This is a genomic window from Methylomagnum ishizawai (assembly GCF_900155475.1).
GTDB lineage: Bacteria > Pseudomonadota > Gammaproteobacteria > Methylococcales > Methylococcaceae > Methylomagnum > Methylomagnum ishizawai_A.
Genome location: NZ_FXAM01000006.1, coordinates 1 through 25,579, shown reverse-complemented (window position 1 = coordinate 25,579; position 25,579 = coordinate 1). Strand labels below are relative to the sequence as shown.

At 57.6% G+C, this 25,579-nt stretch carries 23 protein-coding genes and 3 pseudogenes; 9 read left to right on the top strand and 17 right to left on the bottom strand.

Going from position 1 to position 25,579, the window contains the following annotated elements:
* The first annotated feature begins 325 nt into the window (after window positions 1–325).
* A complete protein-coding gene (locus B9N93_RS23945) occupies window positions 326–973 on the top strand; it encodes a recombinase family protein (RefSeq protein ID WP_439897123.1) in 648 nt (215 codons plus the stop codon).
* Window positions 974–1,020: 47 nt separating this feature from the next.
* On the opposite strand, the gene B9N93_RS23940 is transcribed toward B9N93_RS23945, so the two are convergent.
* Genes B9N93_RS23940 through B9N93_RS23920 form a run of 5 tightly spaced genes read right to left on the bottom strand, consistent with a single transcriptional unit; the run spans window position 1,021 to window position 9,724 of the window.
* Window positions 1,021–2,106 (bottom strand): transposase, encoded by a 1,086-nt coding sequence (locus B9N93_RS23940; RefSeq protein WP_085216879.1) that lies wholly within the window; start codon window positions 2,104–2,106, stop codon window positions 1,021–1,023.
* Window positions 2,099–5,335, bottom strand: a complete 3,237-nt coding sequence (locus B9N93_RS23935; RefSeq protein ID WP_085216878.1) for a type I restriction endonuclease subunit R — start codon at window positions 5,333–5,335, stop codon at window positions 2,099–2,101. The genes B9N93_RS23940 and B9N93_RS23935 overlap by 8 nt, the downstream gene beginning before the upstream one ends.
* The gene (locus tag B9N93_RS23930) at window positions 5,332–6,660 is read right to left on the bottom strand and encodes a restriction endonuclease subunit S (protein ID WP_085216877.1); all 1,329 of its coding nucleotides are present in this window, start codon (window positions 6,658–6,660) and stop codon (window positions 5,332–5,334) included. The genes B9N93_RS23935 and B9N93_RS23930 overlap by 4 nt, the downstream gene beginning before the upstream one ends.
* A complete protein-coding gene (locus B9N93_RS23925; protein WP_085216876.1) occupies window positions 6,657–7,709 on the bottom strand; it encodes a PDDEXK nuclease domain-containing protein in 1,053 nt (350 codons plus the stop codon). Before B9N93_RS23925 ends, B9N93_RS23930 begins: the two co-directional genes overlap by 4 nt.
* Window positions 7,706–9,724 (bottom strand): type I restriction-modification system subunit M, encoded by a 2,019-nt coding sequence (locus B9N93_RS23920; RefSeq protein WP_085216875.1) that lies wholly within the window; start codon window positions 9,722–9,724, stop codon window positions 7,706–7,708. The genes B9N93_RS23925 and B9N93_RS23920 overlap by 4 nt, the downstream gene beginning before the upstream one ends.
* A 290-nt stretch (window positions 9,725–10,014) precedes the next feature.
* Here B9N93_RS23920 and B9N93_RS23915 point away from each other — a divergent pair, with 290 nt between their 5' ends.
* The 3 genes and pseudogenes from B9N93_RS23915 to B9N93_RS27030 form a co-directional block, all read left to right on the top strand.
* A complete protein-coding gene (locus B9N93_RS23915; RefSeq protein WP_085216874.1) occupies window positions 10,015–10,566 on the top strand; it encodes a recombinase family protein in 552 nt (183 codons plus the stop codon).
* Window positions 10,566–11,069: pseudogene (locus tag B9N93_RS26650) on the top strand (DUF4158 domain-containing protein); the annotation flags it as partial. The gene B9N93_RS23915 and the pseudogene B9N93_RS26650, both read left to right, overlap by 1 nt.
* 903 nt (window positions 11,070–11,972) lie before the next feature.
* A pseudogene (locus B9N93_RS27030) lies at window positions 11,973–12,151 on the top strand (Tn3 family transposase); the annotation flags it as partial.
* A 1,101-nt stretch (window positions 12,152–13,252) separates the two neighbouring features.
* On the opposite strand, the pseudogene tnpC reads toward B9N93_RS27030, so the two are convergent.
* The 5 genes and pseudogenes from tnpC to B9N93_RS23880 form a co-directional block, all read right to left on the bottom strand.
* Window positions 13,253–14,077: pseudogene (tnpC, locus tag B9N93_RS26640) on the bottom strand (IS66 family transposase); the annotation flags it as partial.
* An 87-nt stretch (window positions 14,078–14,164) separates the two neighbouring features.
* Entirely contained in the window at window positions 14,165–15,013 is an 849-nt protein-coding gene (repC, locus tag B9N93_RS23895; RefSeq protein WP_085216870.1) for a replication protein C, IncQ-type, read from the bottom strand.
* Window positions 15,006–15,875 (bottom strand): helicase RepA family protein, encoded by an 870-nt coding sequence (locus tag B9N93_RS23890; protein ID WP_085216869.1) that lies wholly within the window; start codon window positions 15,873–15,875, stop codon window positions 15,006–15,008. Before B9N93_RS23890 ends, repC begins: the two co-directional genes overlap by 8 nt.
* A 72-nt stretch (window positions 15,876–15,947) precedes the next feature.
* Window positions 15,948–16,895, bottom strand: a complete 948-nt coding sequence (locus B9N93_RS23885; RefSeq protein WP_176225430.1) for a DNA-primase RepB domain-containing protein — start codon at window positions 16,893–16,895, stop codon at window positions 15,948–15,950.
* 40 nt (window positions 16,896–16,935) lie between these two features.
* Window positions 16,936–17,598 (bottom strand): DNA-binding protein, encoded by a 663-nt coding sequence (locus tag B9N93_RS23880; RefSeq protein ID WP_085216867.1) that lies wholly within the window; start codon window positions 17,596–17,598, stop codon window positions 16,936–16,938.
* Window positions 17,599–18,200: 602 nt separating this feature from the next.
* On the opposite strand from B9N93_RS23880, the gene B9N93_RS23875 reads away from it, so the two are divergent.
* Entirely contained in the window at window positions 18,201–18,428 is a 228-nt protein-coding gene (locus B9N93_RS23875) for a hypothetical protein (RefSeq protein ID WP_085216866.1), read from the top strand.
* A gap of 74 nt (window positions 18,429–18,502) precedes the next feature.
* On the opposite strand, the gene B9N93_RS23870 is transcribed toward B9N93_RS23875, so the two are convergent.
* Both B9N93_RS23870 and B9N93_RS23865 read right to left on the bottom strand, forming a co-directional pair.
* Window positions 18,503–18,817 (bottom strand): hypothetical protein, encoded by a 315-nt coding sequence (locus B9N93_RS23870; protein ID WP_085216865.1) that lies wholly within the window; start codon window positions 18,815–18,817, stop codon window positions 18,503–18,505.
* A gap of 243 nt (window positions 18,818–19,060) precedes the next feature.
* A complete protein-coding gene (locus B9N93_RS23865; RefSeq protein ID WP_085216864.1) occupies window positions 19,061–19,261 on the bottom strand; it encodes a hypothetical protein in 201 nt (66 codons plus the stop codon).
* A 436-nt stretch (window positions 19,262–19,697) separates the two neighbouring features.
* Between B9N93_RS23865 and B9N93_RS23860 the strand changes: the two genes are divergently transcribed.
* Window positions 19,698–20,354: an AAA family ATPase gene (locus B9N93_RS23860; RefSeq protein WP_085216863.1), complete on the top strand. Its 657-nt coding sequence runs from the start codon at window positions 19,698–19,700 to the stop codon at window positions 20,352–20,354.
* Window positions 20,355–20,368: 14 nt separating this feature from the next.
* A complete protein-coding gene (locus B9N93_RS23855; protein WP_085216862.1) occupies window positions 20,369–20,608 on the top strand; it encodes a hypothetical protein in 240 nt (79 codons plus the stop codon).
* Here the strand turns inward: B9N93_RS23855 and B9N93_RS23850 are convergent, their stop codons facing one another.
* Entirely contained in the window at window positions 20,609–21,613 is a 1,005-nt protein-coding gene (locus tag B9N93_RS23850; protein ID WP_085216861.1) for a site-specific integrase, read from the bottom strand. It lies immediately after the preceding gene.
* Window positions 21,614–22,305: 692 nt separating this feature from the next.
* Here B9N93_RS23850 and B9N93_RS25110 point away from each other — a divergent pair.
* Both B9N93_RS25110 and B9N93_RS23845 read left to right on the top strand, forming a co-directional pair.
* Complete coding sequence (locus B9N93_RS25110; protein ID WP_125469208.1) at window positions 22,306–22,602, top strand: ankyrin repeat domain-containing protein; 297 nt, start codon at window positions 22,306–22,308, stop codon at window positions 22,600–22,602.
* 50 nt (window positions 22,603–22,652) lie between these two features.
* On the top strand, window positions 22,653–23,099 hold the full coding sequence (locus B9N93_RS23845; RefSeq protein ID WP_254899541.1) for an ankyrin repeat domain-containing protein: 447 nt from the start codon (window positions 22,653–22,655) through the stop codon (window positions 23,097–23,099).
* Between the two features lie 198 nt (window positions 23,100–23,297).
* Here the strand turns inward: B9N93_RS23845 and B9N93_RS23840 are convergent, their stop codons facing one another.
* The 4 genes from B9N93_RS23840 to B9N93_RS25880 form a co-directional block, all read right to left on the bottom strand.
* On the bottom strand, window positions 23,298–24,719 hold the full coding sequence (locus tag B9N93_RS23840) for a DUF2326 domain-containing protein (RefSeq protein WP_217807402.1): 1,422 nt from the start codon (window positions 24,717–24,719) through the stop codon (window positions 23,298–23,300).
* Window positions 24,720–24,814: 95 nt separating this feature from the next.
* On the bottom strand, window positions 24,815–25,006 hold the full coding sequence (locus tag B9N93_RS26115) for a hypothetical protein (RefSeq protein ID WP_217807401.1): 192 nt from the start codon (window positions 25,004–25,006) through the stop codon (window positions 24,815–24,817).
* Entirely contained in the window at window positions 24,993–25,262 is a 270-nt protein-coding gene (locus B9N93_RS23835) for an ABC-three component system middle component 6 (RefSeq protein ID WP_085216859.1), read from the bottom strand. Before B9N93_RS23835 ends, B9N93_RS26115 begins: the two co-directional genes overlap by 14 nt.
* On the bottom strand, window positions 25,231–25,579 hold a 349-nt coding region (locus B9N93_RS25880; protein WP_217807400.1), incomplete at its 5' end, for an ABC-three component system protein. The genes B9N93_RS23835 and B9N93_RS25880, both read right to left, overlap by 32 nt.

Here is a 25,579-nt window from a genome sequence, read left to right as displayed (position 1 = left end):
CATATTAATATTATAATGATATGAGAAATGGGGCATCCGGCATGAGGATGCCCAGAACGCTGGCACGTCCCAGGACAGGGTTAAGTCGCGGACAGTGTTGCGTAATGCAATAATTATATGTTGTATCATTGTATTTATTATTACATAATACAACAAATACTCCCCCTCTACCCGATCCCTCTGCCGACGGGTGGTCGTTGCAAGTTCCCAGCATCGCTGCTCAGAATCGTGCAACAGCATGGTGCGCACACGGCTACCCTCCCATCCGCAGAATAAACGACCGTTTTCTTTACGTTCGGTACGTCCCTAAAAAAACTCCCGATTTTTGAAGTTTTATGTAAATTTATTGCGTATACTTAACTACGTAAAGATAAGGTACGTTTATATGCGAATAGGCTACGCCCGGGTTTCGACCCAGGACCAGAGTCCGGAGCTCCAGTTGGATGCTTTGGCCTCCGCCGGGTGCGAGCAGGTTTTCCATGAAAAAGCGTCTGGCAAGGACCGGGAGCGCCCTGAGCTAGAAACCTGCCTAAAGGTTCTGAGGAAGGGCGACACGATGGTGGTTTGGCGACTGGACCGCCTGGGCCGCTCGCTCAAGGATTTGGTTGAAATCGTGCATGGGCTCGAAGAGCGGAGGATCGGATTCCAGTCCCTAACGGAAAGCATCGATACCACCAGCGCGGGCGGCAAATTGATCTTCCATATCTTCGCCTCGCTGGCCGAATTCGAAAGAACCTTGATCCGTGAAAGGACCGTGGCCGGCCTAGCGGCGGCAAGGGCCAGGGGCCGGAGGGGTGGCAGGAAAATCAAGATGGACAAATCGGATGTGCGCAAGGCCGCCGCCATGCTGCGCGATCCGTTGATGACAAAAACCGAGGTGGCGCAGCATTTTGGGGTGTCGCGGGTGACCCTGAACGCGGCGCTGGAAAGAGAAGGCTATCCGCAAAATCCAGCGGTGCCGAACCCGCAATGAAATTATTTTGATATCTGATAGATATCAAAAATATTCCGATATTATATCTAAAAGATACCGCATGTAACCAGCGTTGGAATATGAGGACCATATTCCAGCGGCTCAATTGACCCGGTTCCGGTTCCTACCTTCCTTGCTTCGCCTGCGTACAAGACTTTTGCCCGGATGATTTCAAAGCTATATCCCATGCCGCCGGGCAGTTTCTCCAGCCCAGCCTGGCATTCGGCGTAAGCCGTCGGCGCGGGCGAGTCCCAATAAGCGAAGACGGCTTCGCGCTGGCCCCTTGCCGTCCTGACCAGTTGGCAGAACTCCCCGGACTGGTCGCCAGGCAGAGAACGTTCCCACGCCTTGAATGCGCGCAGGGCAACCGCCTTGTCCTGTATCCGGTAGAGGTCGAAGAAGGCATCCACCCACCTGGACCGATCATGGACCGCTCCCGCGACCATCCGGGCGAGGTGGACAGGATCAAGGACCCGGCGGGCGCGGGGAAGCAAAGCGAGAAATGCGCGGTGTGCGGGGCGCAGGGATCCCGTATGCACCCACTCGACCTTTCGCCCATCCGCAAGCCCCTGGAAAAACGGGTCCAGGTGCTTGGAGGAACGGGACTCCAGGATTTCGCAGATCGTGCTCGTCGCCAAGTTCGTGACGACGCAGCGCGGAGACCCCGCGAGGCCGATTTCATGGATACCCATGATGACCGGGGTTTCATAGCGCACCGTGCGCGCCAGAGCATCGATATGGTCCTGGGCGATGGACTTGATGGTGTTGACCGACAAGCCGGTTTCATCGGCCAAGGCATGGAAGGTGGACGTGAGGGAACGTTCCCGAATGGAGGCGACAAGGCGCCGGCTCGCCCGGCGTCGTTCGTCGATGAAGGCCAGTTCCGGCACCTGCATCCTGCCGCACGCGCCACAGCGATAGCGGGGGCGCGAAACCTCCACTTTCACCGGCTGCCCCTCCATTGGTAGATCCGCGAACAGGTTGGAACGACGGCCATGCCGTTGCAGCGGTATGGCGCACATCGGGCACACGGGCAGGGTGCCTTCGAGCGCCTCGGCGATCACGAGGATGCCCCGGTCCGACGCGCGGATATCGACCGGCTCGATGCCCGGTAGGTTGAGCAGGTCAAGCACCGAAAGCGTCCAGGTCGATGCTGCGCCCGTCGCGGATCAATTCATAGATCATGTCGGTCAAGGCTTGCATCGCTTGGCTATCCGACTTCAGGACCAAGGTGGCGAGCTTCTGGTGGGAACTCATCGCCCTGACCACGCCCTGCTGGACTGCGCCGGGCAAATTCCCTTTCATGATTTGCTCCCGGTTGTTGTTGTTCTCGATCTGGGCCATCACGACTTGGTTTTCCCGCGCGATGGACACGATGTGGTTCACGAAGGTCGCCTGGTCGCGAAGGGGCGTGGTCTCGCCGAACAACCGGTTCAGGCGGTCGATGATTTCCCGGAGAAAATAGGGGTCGTCGGCGGTGCCGTTGCCGCCCCCCGGACCCACCGGTTTCAGCACCGGCGTTTCCTCGTCCTCCCCGGGTTGGTCCTCCAATGCCTTGATGTCGAACCCGGTCAGGACCAGGCCCTTCAGATCGACGTTTTCCTGGGCTTCCCCGTTGAGGCGCTTCTGGAGCAATTTGGCGAACGCGGCGAAGTTTTCTAGCTCCGGGTCGCCGAAGTCGATCAGCTGCGCGGCATAGCCATAGGTGCGGCAGAAACGCCCGAGTCCCGCTTTGAAAGCCATGAGCGCCTTGATTTGTCCCGCGTAATCCTTGCGCTGATGGTCCGCCGATTTCATGGCATCTTCGTTGCCCTGGGCGTGGGCTTTTTGGAACGCCGCTTCCCAGGTCGCCACGGCTTCGCGGAGCATTTTCAGGCGTTGATTGAAGATGCGGGTGGCATGGTCGGTGGCGCCGTACAACTCCTTGTGCTGGGGCTCCTGGGCGTGGGTGATGTCGCGGAGGGTCTTGAAGCGCGCGGTTTTGAACTTTTCCAGGTCCGCGTCGGTGTACATCCCCTGTCCGTCCAGTTGCTCCTTGATCTCGTAGACCACGTTGGGATCCTGGATATCCTCGATCCGCGCGCCCTCGTCGTATAGCGCGAAGGCCCGGCGGACGTTGGCCGGATCGTTGACGAAATCGATGATGTAGACCTCGTCCTTGCCGGGCGCGATCCGGTTGAGACGGGAGAACGTCTGGACGATCTCGACGTCGTTGGCGATCTTCTTATCGACGTACATCGCCACCAGCTTGGGCTGGTCGAAGCCGGTCTGGAACTTGTCTGCCACCAACATCACCCGGTATTCAGGGCGGTCGAAGGCGATGCGCAAGTCCTGGCCACCCACCCCTGGGTTCATACCTGCTTCGGTGAACTCTTCCGCCTCATCGACTAGGAACAGGTCGTCCTGAAGCAACGGGTCATCGTTGTGCGCGACATCCTTCCCTGTGAGCTTGCCGGAGAAGGCCACCAGGGAACGGATGCCGAGGTATTCAGGGTGCTTCTCGATGTAGCGGTCGAAGCCCTTCTTATAGCGGACCGCCGCCGCGCGCGAATTGGTCACCACCATCGCCTTGGCCTTCCCGTCGAGGCGGTGGGCAACGTTCTTGCTGAAGTGTTCGATGATGAACTGGACCTTCTGGGTGACGTTGGTCGGATGCAGGGTCATCCACTTCGCCAGGGCGCGCTTGGCGTGCTTGCCGCTGACCCGCTTGCTGTCTTCGGACTGCTTGGCGAGATTGAACGCCGTCTTGTAGGGCACGTAGCCGAGCAGAACGTCCAGGATGAACCGCTCCTCGATGGCCTGGCGCATCGAATAGCGATGGAACGGGATCGGCAAGTTCTCTTTGGACGCCGGTTGGGCCGGGTCGGCGGGACGACCGAACAGCATCAAGGTGGAATGCTTGGGCGTGCCGGTGAAGGCGAAATAGCTGACATTGCTGGGGCGGGCGCGGGACTTTTGCAGCGCTTCCAAAATCTCCTCGACGGTCATCGCGTCCATCTTGCCCTGGCCGCTCATCGAAAGCGCGGTCTGGAGCTTGGCAGCGGTGGCGCCGGTCTGGGAGGCATGCGCTTCGTCGATGATGACCGCGAAGTTCTTATCTTTCAGAGATTCCTCGGTGACGATGGCCTCCATCGCATAGGGGAAGGTCTGGATGGTCACAACGATGATGGGCGAGCCGCCGGATAACGCTTGAGCCAGTTGCTTGCTTTTCGATTGGGAGGCCTTCTGCCGGTCGATGGCGGCGATGACGCCGAACTGGTGATCGATCTGCTTGACCGCGTCTTGCAACTGCCCATCCAACACGGTGCGGTCGGTGACGATGATGACGCTGTTGAAGATCGCCGCACCGTTGTCCCGCCGTAGCTTGACGAGGTCGTGGGCGGTCCAGGAAATCGTACTGGTCTTGCCGGAACCCGCGCTGTGGTCGGCGAGGTAGGTCATGCCGGGACCGTTGTCGCGGGCATCCTGGATCATGGCATTGACCGCCGACCATTGATGGAAGCGCGGGAAGATCAGGGTTTCCCGCGTCGACCAATTGCCCTTGAGGTCGACCACGTTCTTCTTCTCGACGTAGACGAAGCTATGGAAGATGCGGAGCCAGGCATCCCGTTGGCAGACCTGTTCCCAGAAATAGGCCACGGGATATTCGCCGTCCTCGCGTTCCGGATTCCCGGCGTGGCCTTGGTTGCCTTGGTTGAAGGGCAAGAAGAAGGTGTTCTCGCCATCGAGCTTGGTGGCCATCTGGATTTCGGAATCCGACATCGCGAAATGGACGATGGCCCCGCGCTTGAAGGTGAGCAGCGGTTCCCGGCGCTTGAGCTTGGCATCGTAGGGCAACCGGTCGGTGCGGTATTGCTCTATGGCCGCTTCGGCGGACTGGGTGAAGTCGGTCTTGAGTTCCACGGTGGCGACCGGGATGCCGTTGATGAACAGCACGAGGTCTATCGCCAGCTTGCGGACCGGATGGTATTGCAACTGGGGAACCACCCGCAGGCGGTTCGCGGCGTAGCGCTTGAGTATCCCGGCGTTGCGCTGGTCTTCCGGGGCGGCTTCCGAGAGGTCAATATGGCCGCAACCGGCGATGGAGAAGCCGCGGCGCAACACATGAATGGTGCCGTGTTGGTCCAACGCCTTGCCCAGGCGGGCCATGAACGTCTCGGAGGCTTTGCCGGGGTGGTCCTTCTGGAGCTTTTCCCATTTATCGGGCTGGGTGGCTTCCAGCCAGGCCACTAAATCTTCCGGGTAAAGGGCGCGTTCGGTGTCGTAATCCAGGGTATTGCCGACTAGCCAGCCTTGGGCTTTCAGCCGGGAAACCACGTAGGCTTCAAAATTATTTTCCCGGTGCGCGGTGTCGCCGTTCATATGGTTTCCCCCCGGAGGTCGATTTGGCCAGTGACGGCGGCGGTGATCAGGGCGGCGCGGCGTTCTTTTAGGAGGTCGATGCTGTGTTGGGTTTTCCCTGCCAAAGCATCCAAGCGCTTAGATTCCTTTGCAATATTGCTCAGGATTTGGGCCTGTTCTTCAAGCGGGGGTAAGCAAATTTTCAAGTCACGGAAATAATCCCAGTAAAGGCGCATTCTGAAATCTGCGATTCCTCGTGAAAATCGACGCATCTCCTCGATTGCCATGGACGTGCGCAATAGGTTTTCAACGAATCCAGTATGTAGGGAAATTATTGGTTCAGCGACGACATAAGCCGGACTAACAAGACCATCTACAGTTACGGCACCGAAAGCGCCTTGCCAAGCACGCATCATGTTATAAGCAAGATCATTTGGCACGACCCGCTTATATTTTGTTCTATCTTCGATTTTATATACCTGCCGCTCCCGATCCTCAGGAGCTAACTCTTCGTCGGTAATACCATCATGAATTGAAATGGATAGTACCGGCAAGGATGGGTCGCCAAGACGTACAGCCTCGCGAAAAAGCATTGCCATGCGACGAACTTCCCAATGCCCTGGAATATCGCCAATCCACTCAACCCCGGAATCCTTCATCTTCGCGTGGGGATCAAGCCCCTTGGTGACGGCGTGGGTGATGAGGGCTTGGCGCTTTTCCTTCAGGAGTTCGATGAAGCGGGTTTTCTTGGCGATGAGGGAATCAATACGGGTGGTTTCGCGGTCAAGCTGGTCAGCAATTTCGGCCCGATGCTCAACAGGGGGCAAGCAAACCCTGATATCCCCAATGGCATCTTGACCAAGACCATAACGCGTAATGCCAGGGGCCTCGACGAAGAAATGGGCCTTTGTAGGGTGAGCTTGTAGAACCCTATGCAGGTAACGCGCGGTATTTAAGTCATCGGTCCTGATTAAAGTAAGGTGATAACCGCAAACTACGCCGTGAATATCCTCGGAAACAATCGATGGAATACCTATATCAGCAGGGTCTTCAGAATCCTTTGTAATGATCACATCCCCTTTTTTAAGCGAGAATTGCGCGATCTCGGAAGGGCTGGCGGTAGCTTGCATAAAGCCCAAGTTCGCCCTAATGAACTCGTTATAGTAAACGTCGGTGTAATTGCAAAGTTTGACGGTTTCCTGGTCGTCATAGGATTTTTTATCGACGTTGCTGTTCGTAAATACTGCTATATGGCGTAATCGCCGAACTTCCCAATCCGCCGGAACTTTCCCAATCCATTCCGCTCCGGAATCTTTATATTCGGGATAAGGCTTGTAATGGCTCATTCCACACCCCCTTCCAATGCGGCCAAACCCTCGCCGCGTTCCCGCGCATGGACCATCGCCCGGTGCAGGCGCTCGCGTAGTACCGCGACCGGCGGTAACTGGACCAGATATTCCGCCACCCGGATGGATTTCTCGTCGAGTTGCAAAAGCTCCACCTGCTCCGAATCCGCCTCGGCGCACAGAATCAGGCCAATGGGCGCTTCCTCACCGGGAGCGCGTTCATGCTTGTCCAGCCAGCGCAGATAAAGCTCCATCTGGCCGGTATGCTCGGGACGGAACGATTCCAGCTTGAGTTCAACGGCGACCAACCGACGCAAATAGCGGTGATAAAACAGGAGGTCCAGGTGAAAATCGTCCCGCCCCACGCTCATGCGCTTCTGCCGGGCCACGAAACAAAAGCCGCCGCCCATTTCCAACAGGAAGGATTCCATCTCGCGCAGGATCGCGGCTTCCAAGTCCTTCTCGCTCCAAGTCCCGGCAAGCCCCAGGAAATCGAGCAGGTAAGGATCGCGGAACACCAAGTCCGGGGTCATGCGCCCCTCGTTCAGGCTGGCGAGTTCCTGACGGATCACCGCCTCGCTGTTCTTGGAAAGCGCCGTCCGCTCGAACAACATGCCGTCGATCTTTTTACGCAGCGTGCGGACGGTCCAGCGTTCCGCGCGGCACATTTCGGCGTAGAACTCGCGGGCTAACGGGTCCTTGATCGGCAGCAAAATTAGGAAATGGCTCCAGGTCAATTCTTGCAACAGCGTCGCAAGAATCCGTTCATCCTGAAATTGCTCGGCAAAACGGACCATACGGGTCAGCGCCGAATAGCTGAAGCCCTTGCCATATTCGCGCTCCAATTCAGCCGCCAGCGATTCAAGCACCCGGCGACCATACTCAGCCCGGCCCTCGGTCAGGTTCTCGGTCAGCAGACGCCTGCCGATACGCCAATAGGTCAGTGTCAAAGCGCCATTGGCCGCCCGCGCCACCTGCTGCCGCGCGGTTTCGATCAGGCCGCGAATTTCGCCCAACAGGACTTCCGCATTCACGATAGGCTGGCTCATTCCGTCACCTCGCCCAGCAAAGCCGCAATCTCGGCTTCCACCTGCTTCAACTCGGCATCGATATCGTGCAGCTTGCGGGGCGGTACGTACTCATAGAAGAAGCGGTTGAAATTGATCTCGTAGCCCACCCGGCCTATCTGCTTGTCCCCATCGTCACGGAAATCCTCGTCGATGTAGGCATCCGGCAGGTGCGGCAACACCTCGCGGGCGAGATAGTCCCGGATATCCTCGGTGAGCGGCACGTTCTCATAATCGGAAAGCTCGGGATCGGGAACGATCCCACCCTCGGAATCCGTGACCGGCTCACCTTCCGGGTCGCGCACGCCCAAGGCGCTGGTCAACGCTTTCACGAAAGCCTTGCTTACCTTGCCGATGCCTATGGAAGACTTGGTCACCGCTCCCGCCAGGGTTTCCGCCCAGGCGCATGGATGGATCGTGTCCATGAACGGGGTCAACACAGCTTCCCAGGCTTCCCGCTGTTCTTCGGTCAGCTTGCCCCAAGCCTTTTCCGCCCTGAGGTTCGCCAAAGTTTCATGGGTGACATGCAAGGACATCCGTAGCGGACGCAATACCTTGATCCGCCGATAGCCGAAGGTCTGGTAATCCAGTATCCGGCTAATGCCGCCATCCTGGGCGGCTGCATAAACCGCGACGATCTCCTTCAACTGCTCGTCGCCGATGACGCGCCGCTTGTTGCCTTCGTTCTTGATCGAGGTCCAAAGGCCGGTCGCGTTGATCAACTGCACTTTGCCGCGCCGATGCTCCGGCTTCTTGCTGGAGAGAATCCAAAGATAGGTACCGATCCCGGTTCGGAAGAAGATTTCCGTGGGCAAGGCGACGATAGCTTCAACCAGATCGTTTTCCAGCAACCAGCGACGGATTTCCGATTCCCCGGACCCCGCGCCGCCGTTGAACAGCGGCGAGCCGGACAGCACGATGGCCCCGCGTCCACCGCCGTTTTCGGGCAATTCGAGCTTGCTGGCGAGATGCAGCAAGAACAGCATCGAACCGTCGTTGATGCGCGGCAGGCCCGGCCCGAAACGGCCATCGAAGCCCTTTTCCTTATGCTCCGTGGTGACTGCCTGCTGGTCGTTCTCCCATTTTTTTCCGAAAGGCGGATTGGATAGGCAGTAATGGAAGCGCTCCCCGGCGAAACGGTCGTTCGACAGCGTACTACCCAGCTTGATGTTCTTGGAAAGGTCGCGTCCAGGATCGGATTCAAGGGTGCGCAGCAACATACTGGTCAGGCAGACCGCATGCGTTTCGGGTTCCAACTCCTGCCCATGGGGGACCAGGACCGGCGGCACTTTGAAGCGGTCGCCGTACTCGGCCACATGGTTCATCGCGTCGGTGAGGAAGCCGCCGGTGCCACAGGTCGGATCGTAAAGGGTGCGGATCAAGCCGGGGTTGGATTCGAAGAGGGCATCGTCGGGGTCCAGCAGCAAAGCCGTGGCCAAATGGACCACGTCGCGGGGCGTCATGAAGTCCTCGGCCCCTTCGTTGACCTCGGCACCGAACCGGCGGATCAGATGCTCGTAGAGGTTGCTCATGACCCGGTCGGGCACCACTTCCGGGTGCAGGTCTATGCATGCGAAGTTCTTGCATATCTTGAACAGCAATCCCGCCTTGTCGAGGCGGATCACGGTGTTGATGAAGTCGAACTGCTCGAAGATGACCCGGGCGTTATCGGAAAAATGGGCGACGTAGTCTTGGAGGTTCTGGCGGGTCTTGTTGCTGCCCAGGTTGTCCAGCGCGTATCCGGAAGTGTTGTAGAACGGGTAGCGGGTGGTTTGGCGCAGTATCAGATCGAGATCGATCCCTGAATCCTTGAAGGAGGCGTAGGCCTCGCCCACCTCCTTGCGCGTCGACTCCAACACGCACTCCAAACGCCGTAGCAGCGTGAACGGCAAGATGACCTTACCGAAGTCAGTATGCTTGAAGTTCCCCCATAAATCCTCGGCGTTCTTCCAGATGAAGTCCGCCAACGATGCCGCCGAGCCTGCCAATTCCGCCATTCTTAATCCTCAACCGGGTTTTGCACGGAATCAGCTTATCACACACAACCGCAAATCTACCAAAAACTGCACAGATCATGGTTTTTGTGGATTCTCACTCTGGCGACATAGAACGTTTTCCAGAAAGGTAGGGAGAAGCCATGAAACCCCAGCAAGGCGCTCCAGATCACCCAGGACTCGGGGGTTGAGTAGCAACGGAACCGAAAACCTTGGTAAGGATTGAGGCCCTTGATTCCGGCGGCTTCGGCGGCATGTTTCCCATTGGGGTTAACCCTTCCGGAACGAACGCCATGAGACGTTTCCTATGTTCCAATAGGGTTGTCCCCGCCTATTCGATACGCTATATGGCGCTGCGGGCCGCCGGCTGCGAGGTGGTCCGGGCCGAAAAGGCCAGCGGTGCCCGGCGCGAAGGCCGGACGGAACTGGAACTCCTCCTGACCTTCCTCCGTCCCGGCGACACGCTGGTGGTGACCCGCATCGACCGCCTGGCCCGGAGCCTCAAGGACCTGCAAGATATCGTGGCCGACCTGAAGCGGCGCGGCATCGCCCTGAAGGCCACCGAACAGCCCATCGACACCGGCCACGCGGCCGGCAAGGCCTTCCTCGACATGCTCGGCGTGTTCGCCGAGTTCGAAACCAACCTCCGCCGCGAACGCCAGAGGGAAGGCATCGCCCTCGCCAAGCGCCGCGGGGCCTACCGGGGCCGGAAGCCCTCGGTCGACCGGGCGGAGATCCGGCGCCTGCGGACCGAGGAAGGCCTGGGCGCCACGGAAATCGCCCGCCGCCTCGGGGTGAGCCGGGCCTCGGTCTATCGCGCGCTGGCCGCCCCGGACCGGCGCTGATGCCGGTTGGGTTCCTTTCCGATGAGCAGGCGCAACGCTACGGCCGGTATTCCGGCGACCCCTCCCCGGAGCAGCTGGCCCGGTATTTCCATCTTGACGACACCGACCGCGCCTTCGTGGGGTCCCGGCGCGGCGAACACATGCGCCTGGGCTGCGCGGTGCAACTGGGCACCGTGCGGTTCCTCGGGACGTTCCTGGAAGACCCGTGCGAGGTGCCGGCCGTGGCCGTCCGCTTCGTGGCGGCCCAATTGGGCCTTGATGGCCAAGCCTCCCTGGACGGGTACCGGACCAGTCCGTGGCGGTGGAGGCATCCCGTGGAAATCCGCGTGCAGTACGGCTATCGGGACTTCTCCGAGGGGCCGGTGCGGTTCCGCCTGCACCGGTGGCTGTATGCGCTGTGCTGGACCGGCCCGGACCGGCCCGGCGCCTTGTTCGACCGGGCCACGGCATGGCTGGTCTCGTCCAAGGTCGTCCTACCCGGTGCCAGCACCCTGGAACGGGTCATCGCCCGGGTCCGTGGCCGGGCGAACCGGCGATTCTGGCGATTCTGGCGGTGCCTGGCGGAGCCGCTGGACCCGGAGCAGAAACAGCGGTTGGAAGCCCTCCTGGTGCCTGCCGACGGCGCCCGCCAGAGCGCTTTGGACCGGTTGCGCACGGGGCCGACCCGCGCCAGCATCCCCGGACTCGTCCGCGCGGCCGACCGCCTGGAAGAGGTGCGCCGGCTGGCGGACGGGCTACCCGCCACGGACCACCTGCCCCAAACCCGGGTGCTGGCCCTGGCCCGCTTCGCCGGCTCCGCCAGGGCGCATGGCGCGCCTGCCGGAGGACCGGCGGCTGGCGGTCCTTTTAGCCTTCGTCCGCACCTTCCCCCTCCAATTCGTGCCGCCCTCTTGGAAGCGTCGGGTCCAACCCCTGGAGGCCGTGGACCGCCGCGCCTGGACCCTCTGCCTGGCCGACCGGCTGCGCCAGGCCCTCCGGTGCCGGGATATCTTCGCCGCCCCCAGCCTCCGCTACGCGGATTCCCGGATCGGCCTCCTGGAAGGACCACGCGGCCGACGGTGTGCCGGACCCTGGGCCATTCCCCGGTGGCCGCCGAAGCGGTGGGCGGCCTGACGGCGCGGCTCGACCAGGCCTATCGCGCCGTGGCGGCCCACCTGCCGCGCAACGGCAGCGTGCGCTTCGAACCGGAAGGCGACGGCGAGGCCCTGGTCCTGACCGGCTTGGACCGGCTGGAGGAGCCTGCGACCCTCGTCGCCCTGCGCGAGGCCGTGGCCGCCCGGCTCCCACGGGTCGAGCTCCCGGAAAAGCGTGTCCCACTACGTACGGCGTTCCCTACGCCGCACGACCGCACTCGCGGGACGGTTATTGCCTTCGGCGCCCTGGCCGTCCCCGTCACCCGCGTCCGCCGTTGGCAAGGCTTCGCGGTACACGACGAGGATTTGGCCAGGCTATCGCCGCTGGGCTCCGGGCATATCAACATGCTGGGCCGCTACAGCTTCAACTTGCCCGATTGCCCGACGGGGTCGCCCGTGGACACCTGCGGCCCCTGCGCGACCCCGCCAACGCGGTACCCGAGATGGAGTGATCCGCTTACCAAGGTTTTCGGTTCCGTTGCTACTCAACCCCCGACAAGCGGAACGGCTCCAGCCCTTCCACCCCCCACCCTGCCAAGACGCACTGTTGCCCCTGTTCACCAGCATCGAGCCGAACTCCGACTCTACAGATCAGGAGTCCTGAAAACGGGTCTGGCCCAGCAATTAATCCATAAATATGGTGTGGTATTTACCGGGATAACGCCGACAGAGTCCAGTACCTGAGTGGATTGGCACACTGATGCATGAGCGTCCTTATGCACCCAAGATGCCTAGGACACGCAAAACGACCCCAGCTTACCCACACAAACCCGAGACCTGGATGCGTTGTTCCCCTCTCTATTGCCCCATCGACCAATACGTAATTGACGCCAATCGCACCCGTGGACGGGATGCGGCACTTCCCTTTTCCGCCGAGAGTTCCCACAACGACAACGCTCTCCGGCCCCGTCTTTTTCCTTTTCCGCCCCGCAGGGAGGGGCGGCGGTGTGTGGCGAACGCCTCGGTTTGTGGAAACGTCGAATCTTTGCCGGTTTCCTTTCGCCGCCACAGAAGCTCAGTAACCCAGGGGGTGTGCTGTTGAAACCAAGACAGTGGTAGCAGCAAGCTCAGTGGGAGGTCGGCTGCGCCTCCCACCGAGCGGCTGGATATTTCTGGAGAAATATCTTGGACGCTTTTTTTTTAAGTCACTGATTTCAATGGATTAAAAAAACTGCGGAATCGGAAAGTTACCGGGATAACGTCGACAATTTACCGGGATAACGTCGACAATTTACCGGGATAACGTCGACAGCCCAGGCGTGGCAAGGGTTCCAGCGGGTCGAGAAGAGGCAAAAAACGGGTCGCGTCCCGTCGTAAACCATAAATTTTATATAGTATTTGCCGGGATAACGCCGACGGAGTCCGGACAAACTCATGCGTTTAGGATTTCCCGCCGACTCAGGAACGTCGAATCTTCGCGGCTTTCCTTAGAAACGTATTGGGGCCGGTGGGCAGACGGAAGTTGGTCTGAAATTGAAGCGGATGGGCATGGCTCGGCGCTTGAAGATACGCCGCTAGGTCATAGAAAAACCATGGAGAAAAGCCCCGGTCAGCTAGGCTGGGTGGGTGGGCAGGCGGTCCATGACGTCCTTGAGGTAGGCGTAGGGATCGTGGCCGTTGAGCTTGGCGGACTGGATCAGGCTCATGAGCGCGGCGGCGCGCTGGCCCGCGCGCAGATTCCGGCGAACAGCCAGTAACGGCGACCCAGGGCGACAGGCGGATTCGATTCTCCAGCCAATTATTGTCCACGGGCACGCCCGGGTCCTTGAGGAAACGGGTGAGCGAAGCCCAACGCTTGTGGGAATAGTCGATGGCCGAGCCGTCGGGCACCTGGCTCCGCTTCCCGGTCAGCCAGGCGTGCATAGCCGCGACCAGGGGGCGGGCCTGCTCCTGCCGGAGCCGTGACCCGGCTTCGGGATCGAGGTCGGCGACCTCGCGCTCGACGCGGTAGAGCTTCTGGAAGAACCCGAGCGCCCCGGTGGCGACCGGGCTTTGGTGCTGGACGTGGATCTCGTGGAACTTGCGGCGGGCGTGGGCCAAGCAGCCGGCCTCGGCGCCTTGTAGCCCGCGTAGTCGTCGCAGACCAGGGTGCCGCGCCAGTCGCCGAGGAAGTCGCGGGCGTTCTGCCCGGCGCGGGTCTCGGCGAAGTCGTAGAGGACGGCCCGGAGGTAGGCGCGGTGGGTCTTGCCGGAGTCGGGCTTCAGCATGGCGACCGGGGTCTCGTCGGCGTGCAGCACGGGCTGCCCGAGTACTTCCGCCTTGAGGGCCTCGGCCAGGGGGTGCAGCGCTACCCCGCACTGGCCGATCCACTGGGCCAGGGTCGAGCGCGGGATCGAAAGGCCCGCCTGTTCGAAGATAGCCTCCTGCCGGTAGAGGGGGGTTGTAGGTGCCGAAGTCCACCGTCCGGCGGGAACCCCAGGCCTAGGGAATCCTGGACCAGGGGTGATAAATCGCCTGCCCGATTCTTATGGAGAGACCTTGGCAACTGGTGGTCTACCGATTTTGAATTTCCCGCGAACAGTTTCTGTGGCTGTCCACCCAAGGCTTTCGATTTCTTTCATCGCTTTGCGAACAGTTGCCATACGGTCACGCATTGCACTGGCACCCGCCTCTTCGGGCCATACATACTCAGATAATGTTTCAATCCTAATATCCGACTTATGCATTTTTCCGGGATCAATGAAGCCACATAACCTTTGATGAATCAGCCGCGCTGAATCGCTCGATAATGCCCTAGTCTCGGAAAGCTCAATCCTTGCATAAGGCCTTAATCCAATCACTGCCCCCGTAATTCTTGGGTTTAAAGCTATTAAAAGCTTACCATCTGTTTCATCGGTCAAATAGCTTAATAGATGAAAACCGCATTCTTTTTTTCCTTTCCTGATAAAAATAGAAACTGCGGATAATCTACGAATGCTATCCATGACGGAAGCACGGCTCTTTTTATCATCAGAGCTATATCCAATTTCATGCATCAGTTTCCACAGGCTAGACTTAACGACCCTGGCATCATCCTTAATAGCCTCAAACCTTGGATCCAAAAACAGGCTTAGTTGCTTTCCTAAATCGCTTTTGGGGTTATCCAGGTCAAGAAGCAAATCCGAGGGTCCAGCCATGGCAACGATACCTTGCAAAAGCCTAAGCTCGGGTGCGCCGAGCGGCTCAAAACCAGCAAAATGAATCCATTCATCTTTTCCGTATTCATATCTAACGTCGAGTTTTTGTTTTTTATAATCCCCCCTCTTCAATCCGCGAAAAAGGCCTGGTGCAAGACAGTGAGCGGGGTCGTGACGCGCGTGGGTTAGATCATACATTGACGTCCCCACGCTTCCGGTTTTCTCTCTCTTTTTTAACGCCAACGCTGAGGTTAACAGATTCAAAGATTCCTTCATTTCCACGTCTGAACCACTTATCATTAATGGGTCCACCATAGTTATGTTTTGAAATCCCAAAGCGAACGTAATAATGCCTATTCTCGACACCGATGGGTTTCTCCGAGGTTTCAAGACAAAACCGCTTTGCTTCGTTTTCTGACATCGCCACGAGGTAACTTTGCCACCTGATATTATCCGTCAGTACGCTTGAACCTCGGGATGCTTGTTGCGCGTCACCCTGCCCGCTCGTCGACATCCACTTGCTCGTATGGTGCAGGAAAATGATCGCACAACCGGTCCTGGAAGCAATTCCTCTCATGTGCCCAATTAGCACAGACATTAAGGATGCATCGTTTTCATCTCCCGCATGAAAGCTGCGAAGGGTATCCAGAAATAAAAGCCGCGAACCGGTCGCAAGGTTCTCAATGGATTCCCGCCACGCTCGACCATTGCCTCCCAACATATCCGGCATGTGCGATGTGAGATCCTCGACCAGGAGATTGCGCACACAACGGCCACGCTGCTCTTCGGTCAGCAACCTACCTATCGCGTGCAGCCTCGAATGCAGGATTTCCGCGTCGTCCTCTGCGGACAAGTACACAACCCGCCCCGTCTGGCATCGCTCAAGACCAAGCAAGTCGGCACCCCCGGCGACAACATGCGAGAGCATGAGCGACAAGATGGATTTGCCAAGACCACCAGGACTCACCATGGCCCCCACTTTGCCGGGCAGCAAGCCCGGCAAAACGTATTCACGAATTTTCGGTTTTTCTTCGTAACAGTGTAAAATATCAATTGCCATACTCGGATCCAATCACATCAATGATTATGGCGCGGTCTCGTGCGATGCCCGTCCCACGAGACCACCCCCCAGTTATTCCGCAGTTAATTGCCGTCTGTTTCCTTCCCGCTCCCTTTCTCGTGCACGCTCTTGGGCAAGCCTAAGAAGCTTATGCTTGACCTTTTCGTATTCCACGAAAACCCCGCTCGCCAACATTTCAACCCATATCTCCGCCTTTCCAACCGTCCGTGCCAGATAATCCTCCACATGCCCTTTTTTCCTGTCCTGCAATCCAGTCGAATGCTCCATAATCAATTGCCGGACAATATCGATTCCATACCCATTCATCAAAGCGATAACGGATAACTTCCAATCCGCTTCCGAAGGACTCCTCGCATTTGACGAAAACGCTTTGTACCACTTAGCAAACGATCCATACCCCTCCGATGGTAGAGGAATGGATGCCCTGGCTTGCACCATCCGTTCGTTGCTCGCCCTTTCCTTGTCCTCATGCGCCATAACCGCTTCGCCTAAAAGCTTTTCAGCAGACGACGCGACGAAATTGGGTTTCAAGTCGGTGGCGTAAGCAAGCAGCGCCCATGGCTGCCCCCTTGCCGTCGTGTGCTCCGATTTCCGGTTCGTGAAACCCGCCAGCCGACCGAAATGGAGAGCGTGCGCGGAATTGCGGTCGCCGCCGTATTCCTCCGCCAACAGGATGGCCGCTTCAGTCCTTACCCCTTCCTGGACCGATTTCCCAAGCCGAATCCATGCTTGATAATTTTTGGGAGAGGTCTCGACAACAACGATTGGCTCGTAGCCATCCATTTTCATTTGCTCGACGGTGTCATAATCAATATCGTCGATCAAAATAATGCCGGTCTCCGACCCGGGAGCCGGTTTTATGAAAATGTCGTTGCACATCAAGTTCATCCGCTTCAGCCAAGGAACGGATTCGATGACCTTGCTCGGACTCCAAGCGCGTATCATCATCTTCTTTTCGACATAATCCCGGATCCCGATTTCGTATGCATCGCACGACATGGCCGAAACCTGTCGACATACCGCCCTTCTCGTCCGGTCTTCAGCCATTACCTTCAACCCGTTTTTGCATCTCGTGAAGCTGCGCAGCCAGGGTTTCCCGCATTGATTCGGATACCGCCGCCTTCGAACTTTCCTCAAGAATCCGCTTTTCAAGCAAAGTGATTTTCTCTTTTTCTTCGGAACGGGCTTCTCTCTCGACTTCGAGGCGGACGGTAAGCGCCGCTACTTCCCTTTCGGCGGAGGTCCGGAGCTTGCGCTCACCATCAAGGTCGTCTTGTAACCGCTGGACCTCGCGCTCACGCGAATCGGCAACGGCAACGGCTTGATCGCGCTCCCTTTGTAGGTGCGCGACCTGGTCCTGCAATACGGCGACCTTATCCTCCAGCACTTCGGTTTCCGAAGCCATTCGGTCTAGCTCCGACCTTTCTTCAGCCAACTGCTGCTCAAGCTCCGCGCGCGCATTCGTACCGGCCCGCTCCAGCGCCCTGCTCAACTCGAGCAGCAAGGTGTCCGGTATGCGCGTCGATGCAGAAAGGGGCGCGGGATTCGCTTCGCGCCATTTCTTAAGCGCCGAGTGAATCGTCGAATTGGAACCACTTCCAAGAATCGACCTGACCGATTCGAGCGTCGGCTTCCTGCCCGACGCGACAACAGAGTTAGCTGCATCCGCGATTTGATCGTAAGTAAGTCCGGGGCGGGCCATTCTTGATTTCCTCAATGTGCTATTGGCATATATTACATCATACTTTTATTGTATTACGTAAAAATACGATTTGAAAATTGAGACCTATTCCACATTTTTGGAAATTTTGTGGTGCCAGAGTGGGCGTCGGGATGGTATCGGAAAGGCAGCCATGACGACCGAGGTCGGTTGGAGTGGTAGCTACCGGGGATGACCGGCGGTGGGCGATGGGATGGTTCCAGCGCCGCCGGGCTGGAGCGGTCATGCAGGACGGGACAAGTTCCAATCCATGCCGCTGACAAGGTTCGACGGCAATTAAAGATACTATGTTGATGCCTTTAAAGTATCAATATGATATCTATTTGATTCGCCTCCACTGGGATGTGCTCTTAGAGGGTTGTTGAGCGGGGGTACGGCAATTGGCACCTGCTGGTCCGCCGCGAAGTCGGTGCCCGCGAAATCTCCCATTACTGCCTCTCCAACGCCCCCGCCCATACGTCCTGGATCGAACTGGCGGGGGTCCAGGCCCAGCGTTTCTTCATCGAGCACAGCCTCCGCGAGGCCAAGGGCGAGTGCGGCATGGCCGATTACCAAGTCCGCCGCTGGATGCCTGGCACCATCACATGGCCTTGGTCATGCTGGGAACCCTGTTCCTCGAGAAGCAGAAGGTCGCGGGCCGCCAGTCGTGGCCGATGCTCTCGTTCAGCGACCTGGTCACGGCGCTCGCCCATCTGCTGCCCCGCCGCCCACTCACCGCCGAAGACCTGGCCGACATCATCGCCAAGCGGCATCGGTTGCGGCGGCAAGCCAGCGATTCCCACGCTAGGCGGTCAATGAAAGCCTTGGAATGAATCTGACAAAGTAGAATTAATAGCGCCATCACAAGCTCCACCCACTAGGCCACAAGGATCCTTGCAGCCTGGGTTCAAAGGAAATCCTCAGTGACATCGGTGAAATCCGTGTCGCCCCACATGCGCCGGAAAACCCGCCAACCAGCCTCGGACCATCCCGGGTCCCCAGTCAACACGTATTTCCTACCGGAACGCGTTGTCGCGGTCTTGGTTGCCGAGTCGAACTCCTTGACCGAGGTACTCACCCTGCCTTCGCACACTTCAGGATCGTAGCCGATCAACCTGACTTTACCGGTGGGTAGCCGAACCGCCGACCAGTCTATGAGTTCCACCACGGGTGCCTGGGATATCGGTGGCGCTGTCCAAATCGCTGTTTCGATGCGTTCCATAGGTAAGCTTCCTGGAATCCTGTAATTCAAACCCTGTCTTATTACCAGCGACGCCTGTCCAGGGTTGCCAACCGCTGAGCCCCTTGCGCCCAAGATCGGTCAATCCCGCGCCTCGCGGACCGCCAGGCACCCATAGGAGGCCGAAAGCTAGCGCCGTTCCTGCACGCAATATAGGGTCAGAGCCACCGCTTCGCGCCACGGGTCATGAGCGTCTTACCCCAAAGGGCCAGGTCCAACGTCTTTTCAGGAATCCGGGCGGCGGTCCAGCCAGCGGTCGATATCCTCGTCCAGCCATACCGGTGAAGTCAAAATCCCCCACAATTGCGAGAAGACATACCATTCGTCATCCGAGATGCCTGGCTCGCCGATCAGCAAATACTTCCGGCCCGACCGCGTCGTGGCGATCCGCGCCGACCGGTCGAAATCGACCTCCGTGGAACTCACTCTGCCTTCCCGCTGGGTGAGGTTGTAGCCGATCAGCTTGGTCTTGCATCACCGGAATCCTCCTCAATGGCGCGACACATGGGGATATTGCAGCCTGTACGACATCAGCCACTCAACCGCCTTCCGGGTCCGCCGCTGACTGGTGAAATACTGTTCCAGCCATGGGTCGCCACATCTCCCGTTATTGGAACTCCTCCTGCCCGATCGAACATATCGCCGGGTGGGTTGGGTGTTTCTGTGACCCGCGCAGCGCTGGCAATGGTCGGTCGGTCTTGGATCTAGGATATGGAACCTCTACGTTCGCCTCTAAAGCCTGGGCCAAACCGAACATCATCACGACAAGTCGGGGAGAACCCGATTTTTTACAATTTGCTTGTTGAAATGAAGGAAAAATGATATTTTTTTAATGCTATAAAGATATCAGAGAAATATCAAAATGATTTTAGTCTCCGGCGGAATTAAGGGCGGCTCCGGAAAAACCACGATTGCGACGAACTTGGCAGTGATGCGCGCGGCGCAAGGCCGCGATGTGCTGCTGATCGACGCGGACGACCAGGAAACAGCTACCGATTTCACCGCGCTACGTAGCGAGCGCCTGCCAAGTGGTGCTGGCTATACCAGCATCAAGTTGACGGGCTCTGCGGTGCGCACCGAAACCCTCAAGCTCGCGAGCAAGTACGACGACATCGTCATCGACACTGGTGGACGCGATACCACAAGCCAGCGCGCCGCCCTCGCCGTCGCCGACGTCCTCCTGGTGCCCTTCGTGCCTCGCTCCTTCGATGTGTGGACATTGGAGAAGGTCTCCAGCCTAGTGGGCGAGATGCGGGCCGCGAATCCGAACCTAAAGGCGTACGCCTTTATCAACCGTGCCGACCCCAACGGCAGGGACAATGCCGAGGCGGCGGAAGTAATCCGAGAAACCGAAGTCCTGGCGTTCATCGACACCCCCCTTGGGACGCGGAAGGCGTTCAGCAATGCCGCCGCCCAAGGCCTAGCAGTGATAGAACTCAAACCTCAAGATACAAAAGCCGCCGAGGAAATCTGGGCGCTGTTCAGATATGTATTCGATACCGTAGCAGTATCCGAATAAACCATAGGAGCGATATGGCAATCACCCGGAAACCTAAAGTAAAACCCGAAGCCGTTGATGTCGATGCATTGATTCACAAAGGCGGCAGCGTCGCTGGCGAAACCGGACGCAAGAAGGAAATCACGCCGATCATCCTCCGTGTCCCTTCGGATATCATCGAGCGCGTGGATCTGGCAGTCAAAAACCGACGGGTCAAAACCCCACGGCATACCTGGCTCATCGAAGCTATACTCGAAAAACTGGACCGCGAATAACTACGCAAGTCCAGTATCCAGAGTTTCCTTTTCGGGCATTTTCCCCGGCGACCGGGAATGCCGAACTTCGTGGGTGGAGCCGATTTCAGCAGGAATAACACCGCCCGCTCTACCAATGTTTGAATTTCCATATCGAGAGCGCGTTCTGTCTGACCGATGCCCCAAAGCTTCGCTGACCAGGTCCGCATCCCCCACGACTTTCTTAATGTCGGAAGCAAAAGCGTGGCGGAAACAATATGGCGTGATCGACTTATGCCGCCGCGGAAAAGTCATCCTGCCGTAATATGTGATAGCGGACGTGAAAGAGCTCGGATTCTTAATGGCTACATCAAGCTCCCCGCCCGCCATCTTCACCAGGTCGGACATGTCGGTAACCAGCCCATTCTTGTTCGGCAGGGCGTAACGGATGAACCGCTCGGGCTGGCCACTTTCCTTCCCGATCTTTGCGCCCACGATCTTGAGCGTCAACGTATCCCCCTCGATCCATATCCTCACCCCGTGCTTTAGCTCTTCGGGCCGGCATCCAGACACCGCCGCCGTCAGCGCGGGGACGTAGTTGTCCGATTCAAGCATGCGTTCAAGCATCTTTTCACGCCAGTCGGACGGCAAACCTGTCAGGTCATTACGCTTCGATTTCCTTGGTATCTGGTCAACCACCGGACATGCGCGTCCCATAAACTCCATCCGCTCGGCCAGGTCGAGCAAGTCGGCCAGTCGCGCTCCAACTACAGGATCCCCGGCACCCTCGAATTCCCCAACAACCTTTTGTATGTCCAGCGAAAGCATCGCCCGGATCGCATATTTCCGCTTGTAATAAGTCGATTTTTTCCGGGTACCGAAAATCCTCTCCAGAACCTCCCCTATCGGCAAAGAAGGCTTCACGGTCCGCGAATATTCTTTTAAGTATTGCTGAAATGTGTCTTCAGTAAGCGATTTTGGGGGGTTACCAATAAGATATTGATTTGCGCGATAAATCAAGTCCGTTTTGTTAATCGATTCGGTCATGTCTGGTTTCCAAGAAATTTTCAGGTTTTCGATGGGTGGCTTTCGGGCACCTGGGGCCACCTAGCCCCTATTATTCGCTAACTCATAACACCTAAAAATTCCATAGCGAATAATAGGTATCTTAATAAAAACCAAGGATGTCGCATAGGAAAACCAAAAAGTTTTTATTTGATTAACAAAATAAAGAAAAATCGCCGAAAACCATTCGGTCACCTGAAAAACGATCGGATCCAGAATGGATCTAAACGGATCTAGTTGCATCATTTCGACACGAAACCAAAACAACACGAACACGGCACGAATCACCTATGGATCCAATCGAATCCGGTCGGATCTGGAACGAATCGCTTCAAATCAACGCCGACACAGCACGCACCACCTTACAACAGCAAAAATTGGATCCAACTGGATCTGCTTGGATCCGGTCACATCACAAAAGATCACTGAAAAAACGGGGACGTGCCGCCGCAGGTGGCTCAGACCAGACCGCATCCTTGGCGACGAAGTCGGTGCGGTGCGCGGACAGGGATGACGGGGAGTTCCACCGAAGGATCGGGTTTTCCGGGTCGAGAAGGCGAACAAGCCCGGCTCGGTCAGGAATTGGCGCAATTGCAGCAGGCACATCGGATTTTAGGATTTCCTAAAGGGGCGATGTGCTTTAATGAATCAGTAGCACAATTTTTTAAAAAATCATGTCCACTACCTTAGATATATTGGATGATAGCTATTCTGACATGGATCATGCCTGCATGGTTTACTGCGCTATTGAAGAAGGTGATTATGATGCAGTAATGTCGTATATTATAAAATACAATGAAGATTTATATATAGCAGAAAATTTAATATCTTACGCTCTTGGATACAACAAAAGCGAACTTATCCAATTACTACTCGAATTTGGAATGGACGCCAATAAAAGGTATTATGACGGTTCAACCTTGCTGCATGAAGCCGCTCAATGCGGTTCTGAACGCGCCATATTTCCCTGATCTTTGCCGGCGCGAAACTAGATTCAAAAGATAACCGTGGCTGGACTCCCTTGCATTACGCTACATCCATGAATTTTATCAATACCGAAGTAATCGGCATATTATTGGACTTCGGTGCTAATATTAATTCGGTGGACGACGAGGGCTTTACGCCGATTTATAGGTCGATTGAGTTGATAGGGTTTGGATACCCTGAAACGGGTTTTGGTAATTTCCAATTTTTGCTCAACCGTGGAGCAAATATTCATGCGAGACTGCCGGATGGCGGCACGCTACTGCACGCTGCGGCAAATGCCCTGAATTACAGAGATAAGCGCTATAAAGCAGCAGCACTATCAATATGCAAACTGCTTATCGAGAGTGGATTGAGCATATGCGATATCAGAAACGACGGAGCAACTGTACTAAATGTATGCAAGTCCGCCGCCGCCGTGGCGGCGCTCGAAAAAACTCAGCTTCGACAGCACATTCCTCCGCACACCTTCGACTATCCATAAGTTCCCGGTTCACCCGCAACCATGACGAAAACAGAGCAAAGGGACCGGGCTTGGAGGTCGCCACATACGCCTTGTAGCCGGTCGCCCTGGAGACCGCCGTCCAAGAGACGTCGATCTAGGACGGGCTGGCGGCGTCGCTGACAGAGACCCCGATCACCGGCACCGGCGTCACGCTGGTGGATCCCTGGTCGTCGCCACCTATAGCTGGCCGCCAAACTGCATCCCGAGCAGCTTATTCCCCGGGGCGTCCCCGCGCAGCGTGGCGCGGACGGCCTTGTTGAGCGCCTCCATGTGGTCGGGCGCGATATGCTCGCCCATCGCGGCGAAGTTCTCGGTATTCATCGTCGCGATGTATTGCTTCCCCGTGCCGGGCATCGCGCCCATGAGGTACGAGAACCAGGCGGCCCGGGGGCGCGGGTCGATATCGGCGAACAGCCTGTTGTCGTGCCAGAGGAACCCCATGGTGTGGTTGGCCCCGTGCATCAGCAACAGCCAGTCGAAGCATAGGATGCGCGCGGCGTTGATCCCGTCCGAGGCGTCGCCCTCAATCTGCACGGTCAGGTCATAGCGGATCTGATTGTCCCCGGTGTTGTTCTCCATGACGATGCCCGCGGGCGTCCTGGGATAGAGCAATTCCGCGAGGCATGAGAATACCTTGTCGGGATTGGCCATGGGGTTGCCGCCAAGGTATTCGGCGGCCGTCCGGTCTTCCTCGACCTTCTTCTCCTTGATGTCCTGTTCCCTTTCCTTGAGGCTGGCCGCGAAGTTCAGGAACTCATTGAGGCGGTGCTGCTCCTCCTGTAGCACCGCCAATTGGTTCGCCAAGGCCGCATATTCGTCAAGCGCGCGCTTCCCCTGCAAGGTCTGGAGCAGCTGGTCCCTCCTGGCCGCGACTTCCCTGGAGGCCGCCTCTATCGAGGCAAGTTCCCCGTGCAAGGCCAGCCGGTCTTGTTCCAGCCTGGCTTTGCGGTTGGCGGCGAGGGAATGGTGGAATCTCTCGACCGCATCGAAGTGCGCGAGCACGTCGGGCTTGAAGACGCTTTGTATGCCCTGGTACAGGGACAACAGGTCGTCGCGGGAGATATCCGGCTGCTGCCTCAGGGCCTTGTCGATCCCCTCAAGCTGGAAATGGATGACCGCCGTTTTCCGTTCATTCTCCCGTATCTGGCTTGTCAGTTCGGATGCCTGTACTTCGATCGCCCGGTAGTTCTCCGCGACCTGGAAACCCTGGAGGTCCGCCTTGATGCGCGGGATTTCCTTTTCCAGCCATTCGGCGCGCACCTTGGGCTGGGCCCCGGCGCGGAACATATCCTTCAAAACCTGATCATGCTGCCAGGTCTTGCTGGTTTGTTTGAGGTTGTCCAACTCCGTCTTATGGCGGCGCTTGCTCTGCGCCAGGGAGCAGTCCACCCCCAACAGATAAAGGCTCCGCAGCTGGGCGTCGAACGGGGTTTCCTTGTTCGTCCTCAGGGGATCGAGGCAATCCTCGCGTTCATGCCGCGCGAACCGGCGGAATAGCGCCCTGAAACTCAGGCCCTCGATGTGCGGGTCAAGCCGGAACGCTCCGCACTCATTGAGCCAGTCACGGAGCGCGTTAAGCCTGATTGGGGCTCCATCCAAAATCAGGGTTTTTCCATCGCCGCTGCGCTCGATAAGGTGTTCCTTTTGATTGAGGCTAAGCCTCAGCCGGAACATCCAATCGGGAACCGCCGCTTTCAGTTTTTTGTCGGCATTGGCCCCCAAACAATGATGGACCAGCCCCAAAGCCAAGGTCTTGCCAACCCCATTACTGCTGCCATCCTTCCTACTGTCCTGCGCCCGTCCCCGACGATCAGCGTCAATCCCTCCGGATTGAACCGGAGGGTTTTGAAGGATGGTTTGTCGCTGGACAGTTCAATCAGTTTCATGGGTCATCACCAGGCGCACCCGGCCATTCGTGGCCTCCGCCACCTGTCCTATCGCGAACAGAATATCCACGGCCAGCACCAGGTTCGTAAAGGTCGGACGCACGGGCCAACCGGAGTTCTCACGGTCCAGCAGCGCCCATAGCTCATCGATGGTCCGGGGTTCCTCCAATAACTGGCGCAGGAACCCCGCCAGGCCGACGATGGAATCGCAAAAGCGCACATGCTTATGCGGCAGGATTGCTGTCTGGATACTCATAGGCGTCGCAGGTTTCGAAGAATTTGGCGAGGACAATTTGCGCGGCTTCCCGATAGGCCTTCCAACTGTGTGGATGCTGTCGTCCCGCCTCGGGAATAAGCCGATCCAGCATCCAGGCATAACGGATATTGGCCGCGTCAGGATCGGTATCCGGAATTTCTTCTTTACTGGTGGCGTATAGTCCGCTGATTTCCTCGGAGACAGCCTGCTGCAAACCAGGATCACGCCTGGAAAGAAAATCATCGACCAAGCTCGCCTGATAAGAGGATACCCTCAGGTATTCTGAAACCGGTGATGTCAGTCCATTGAAAGCTATT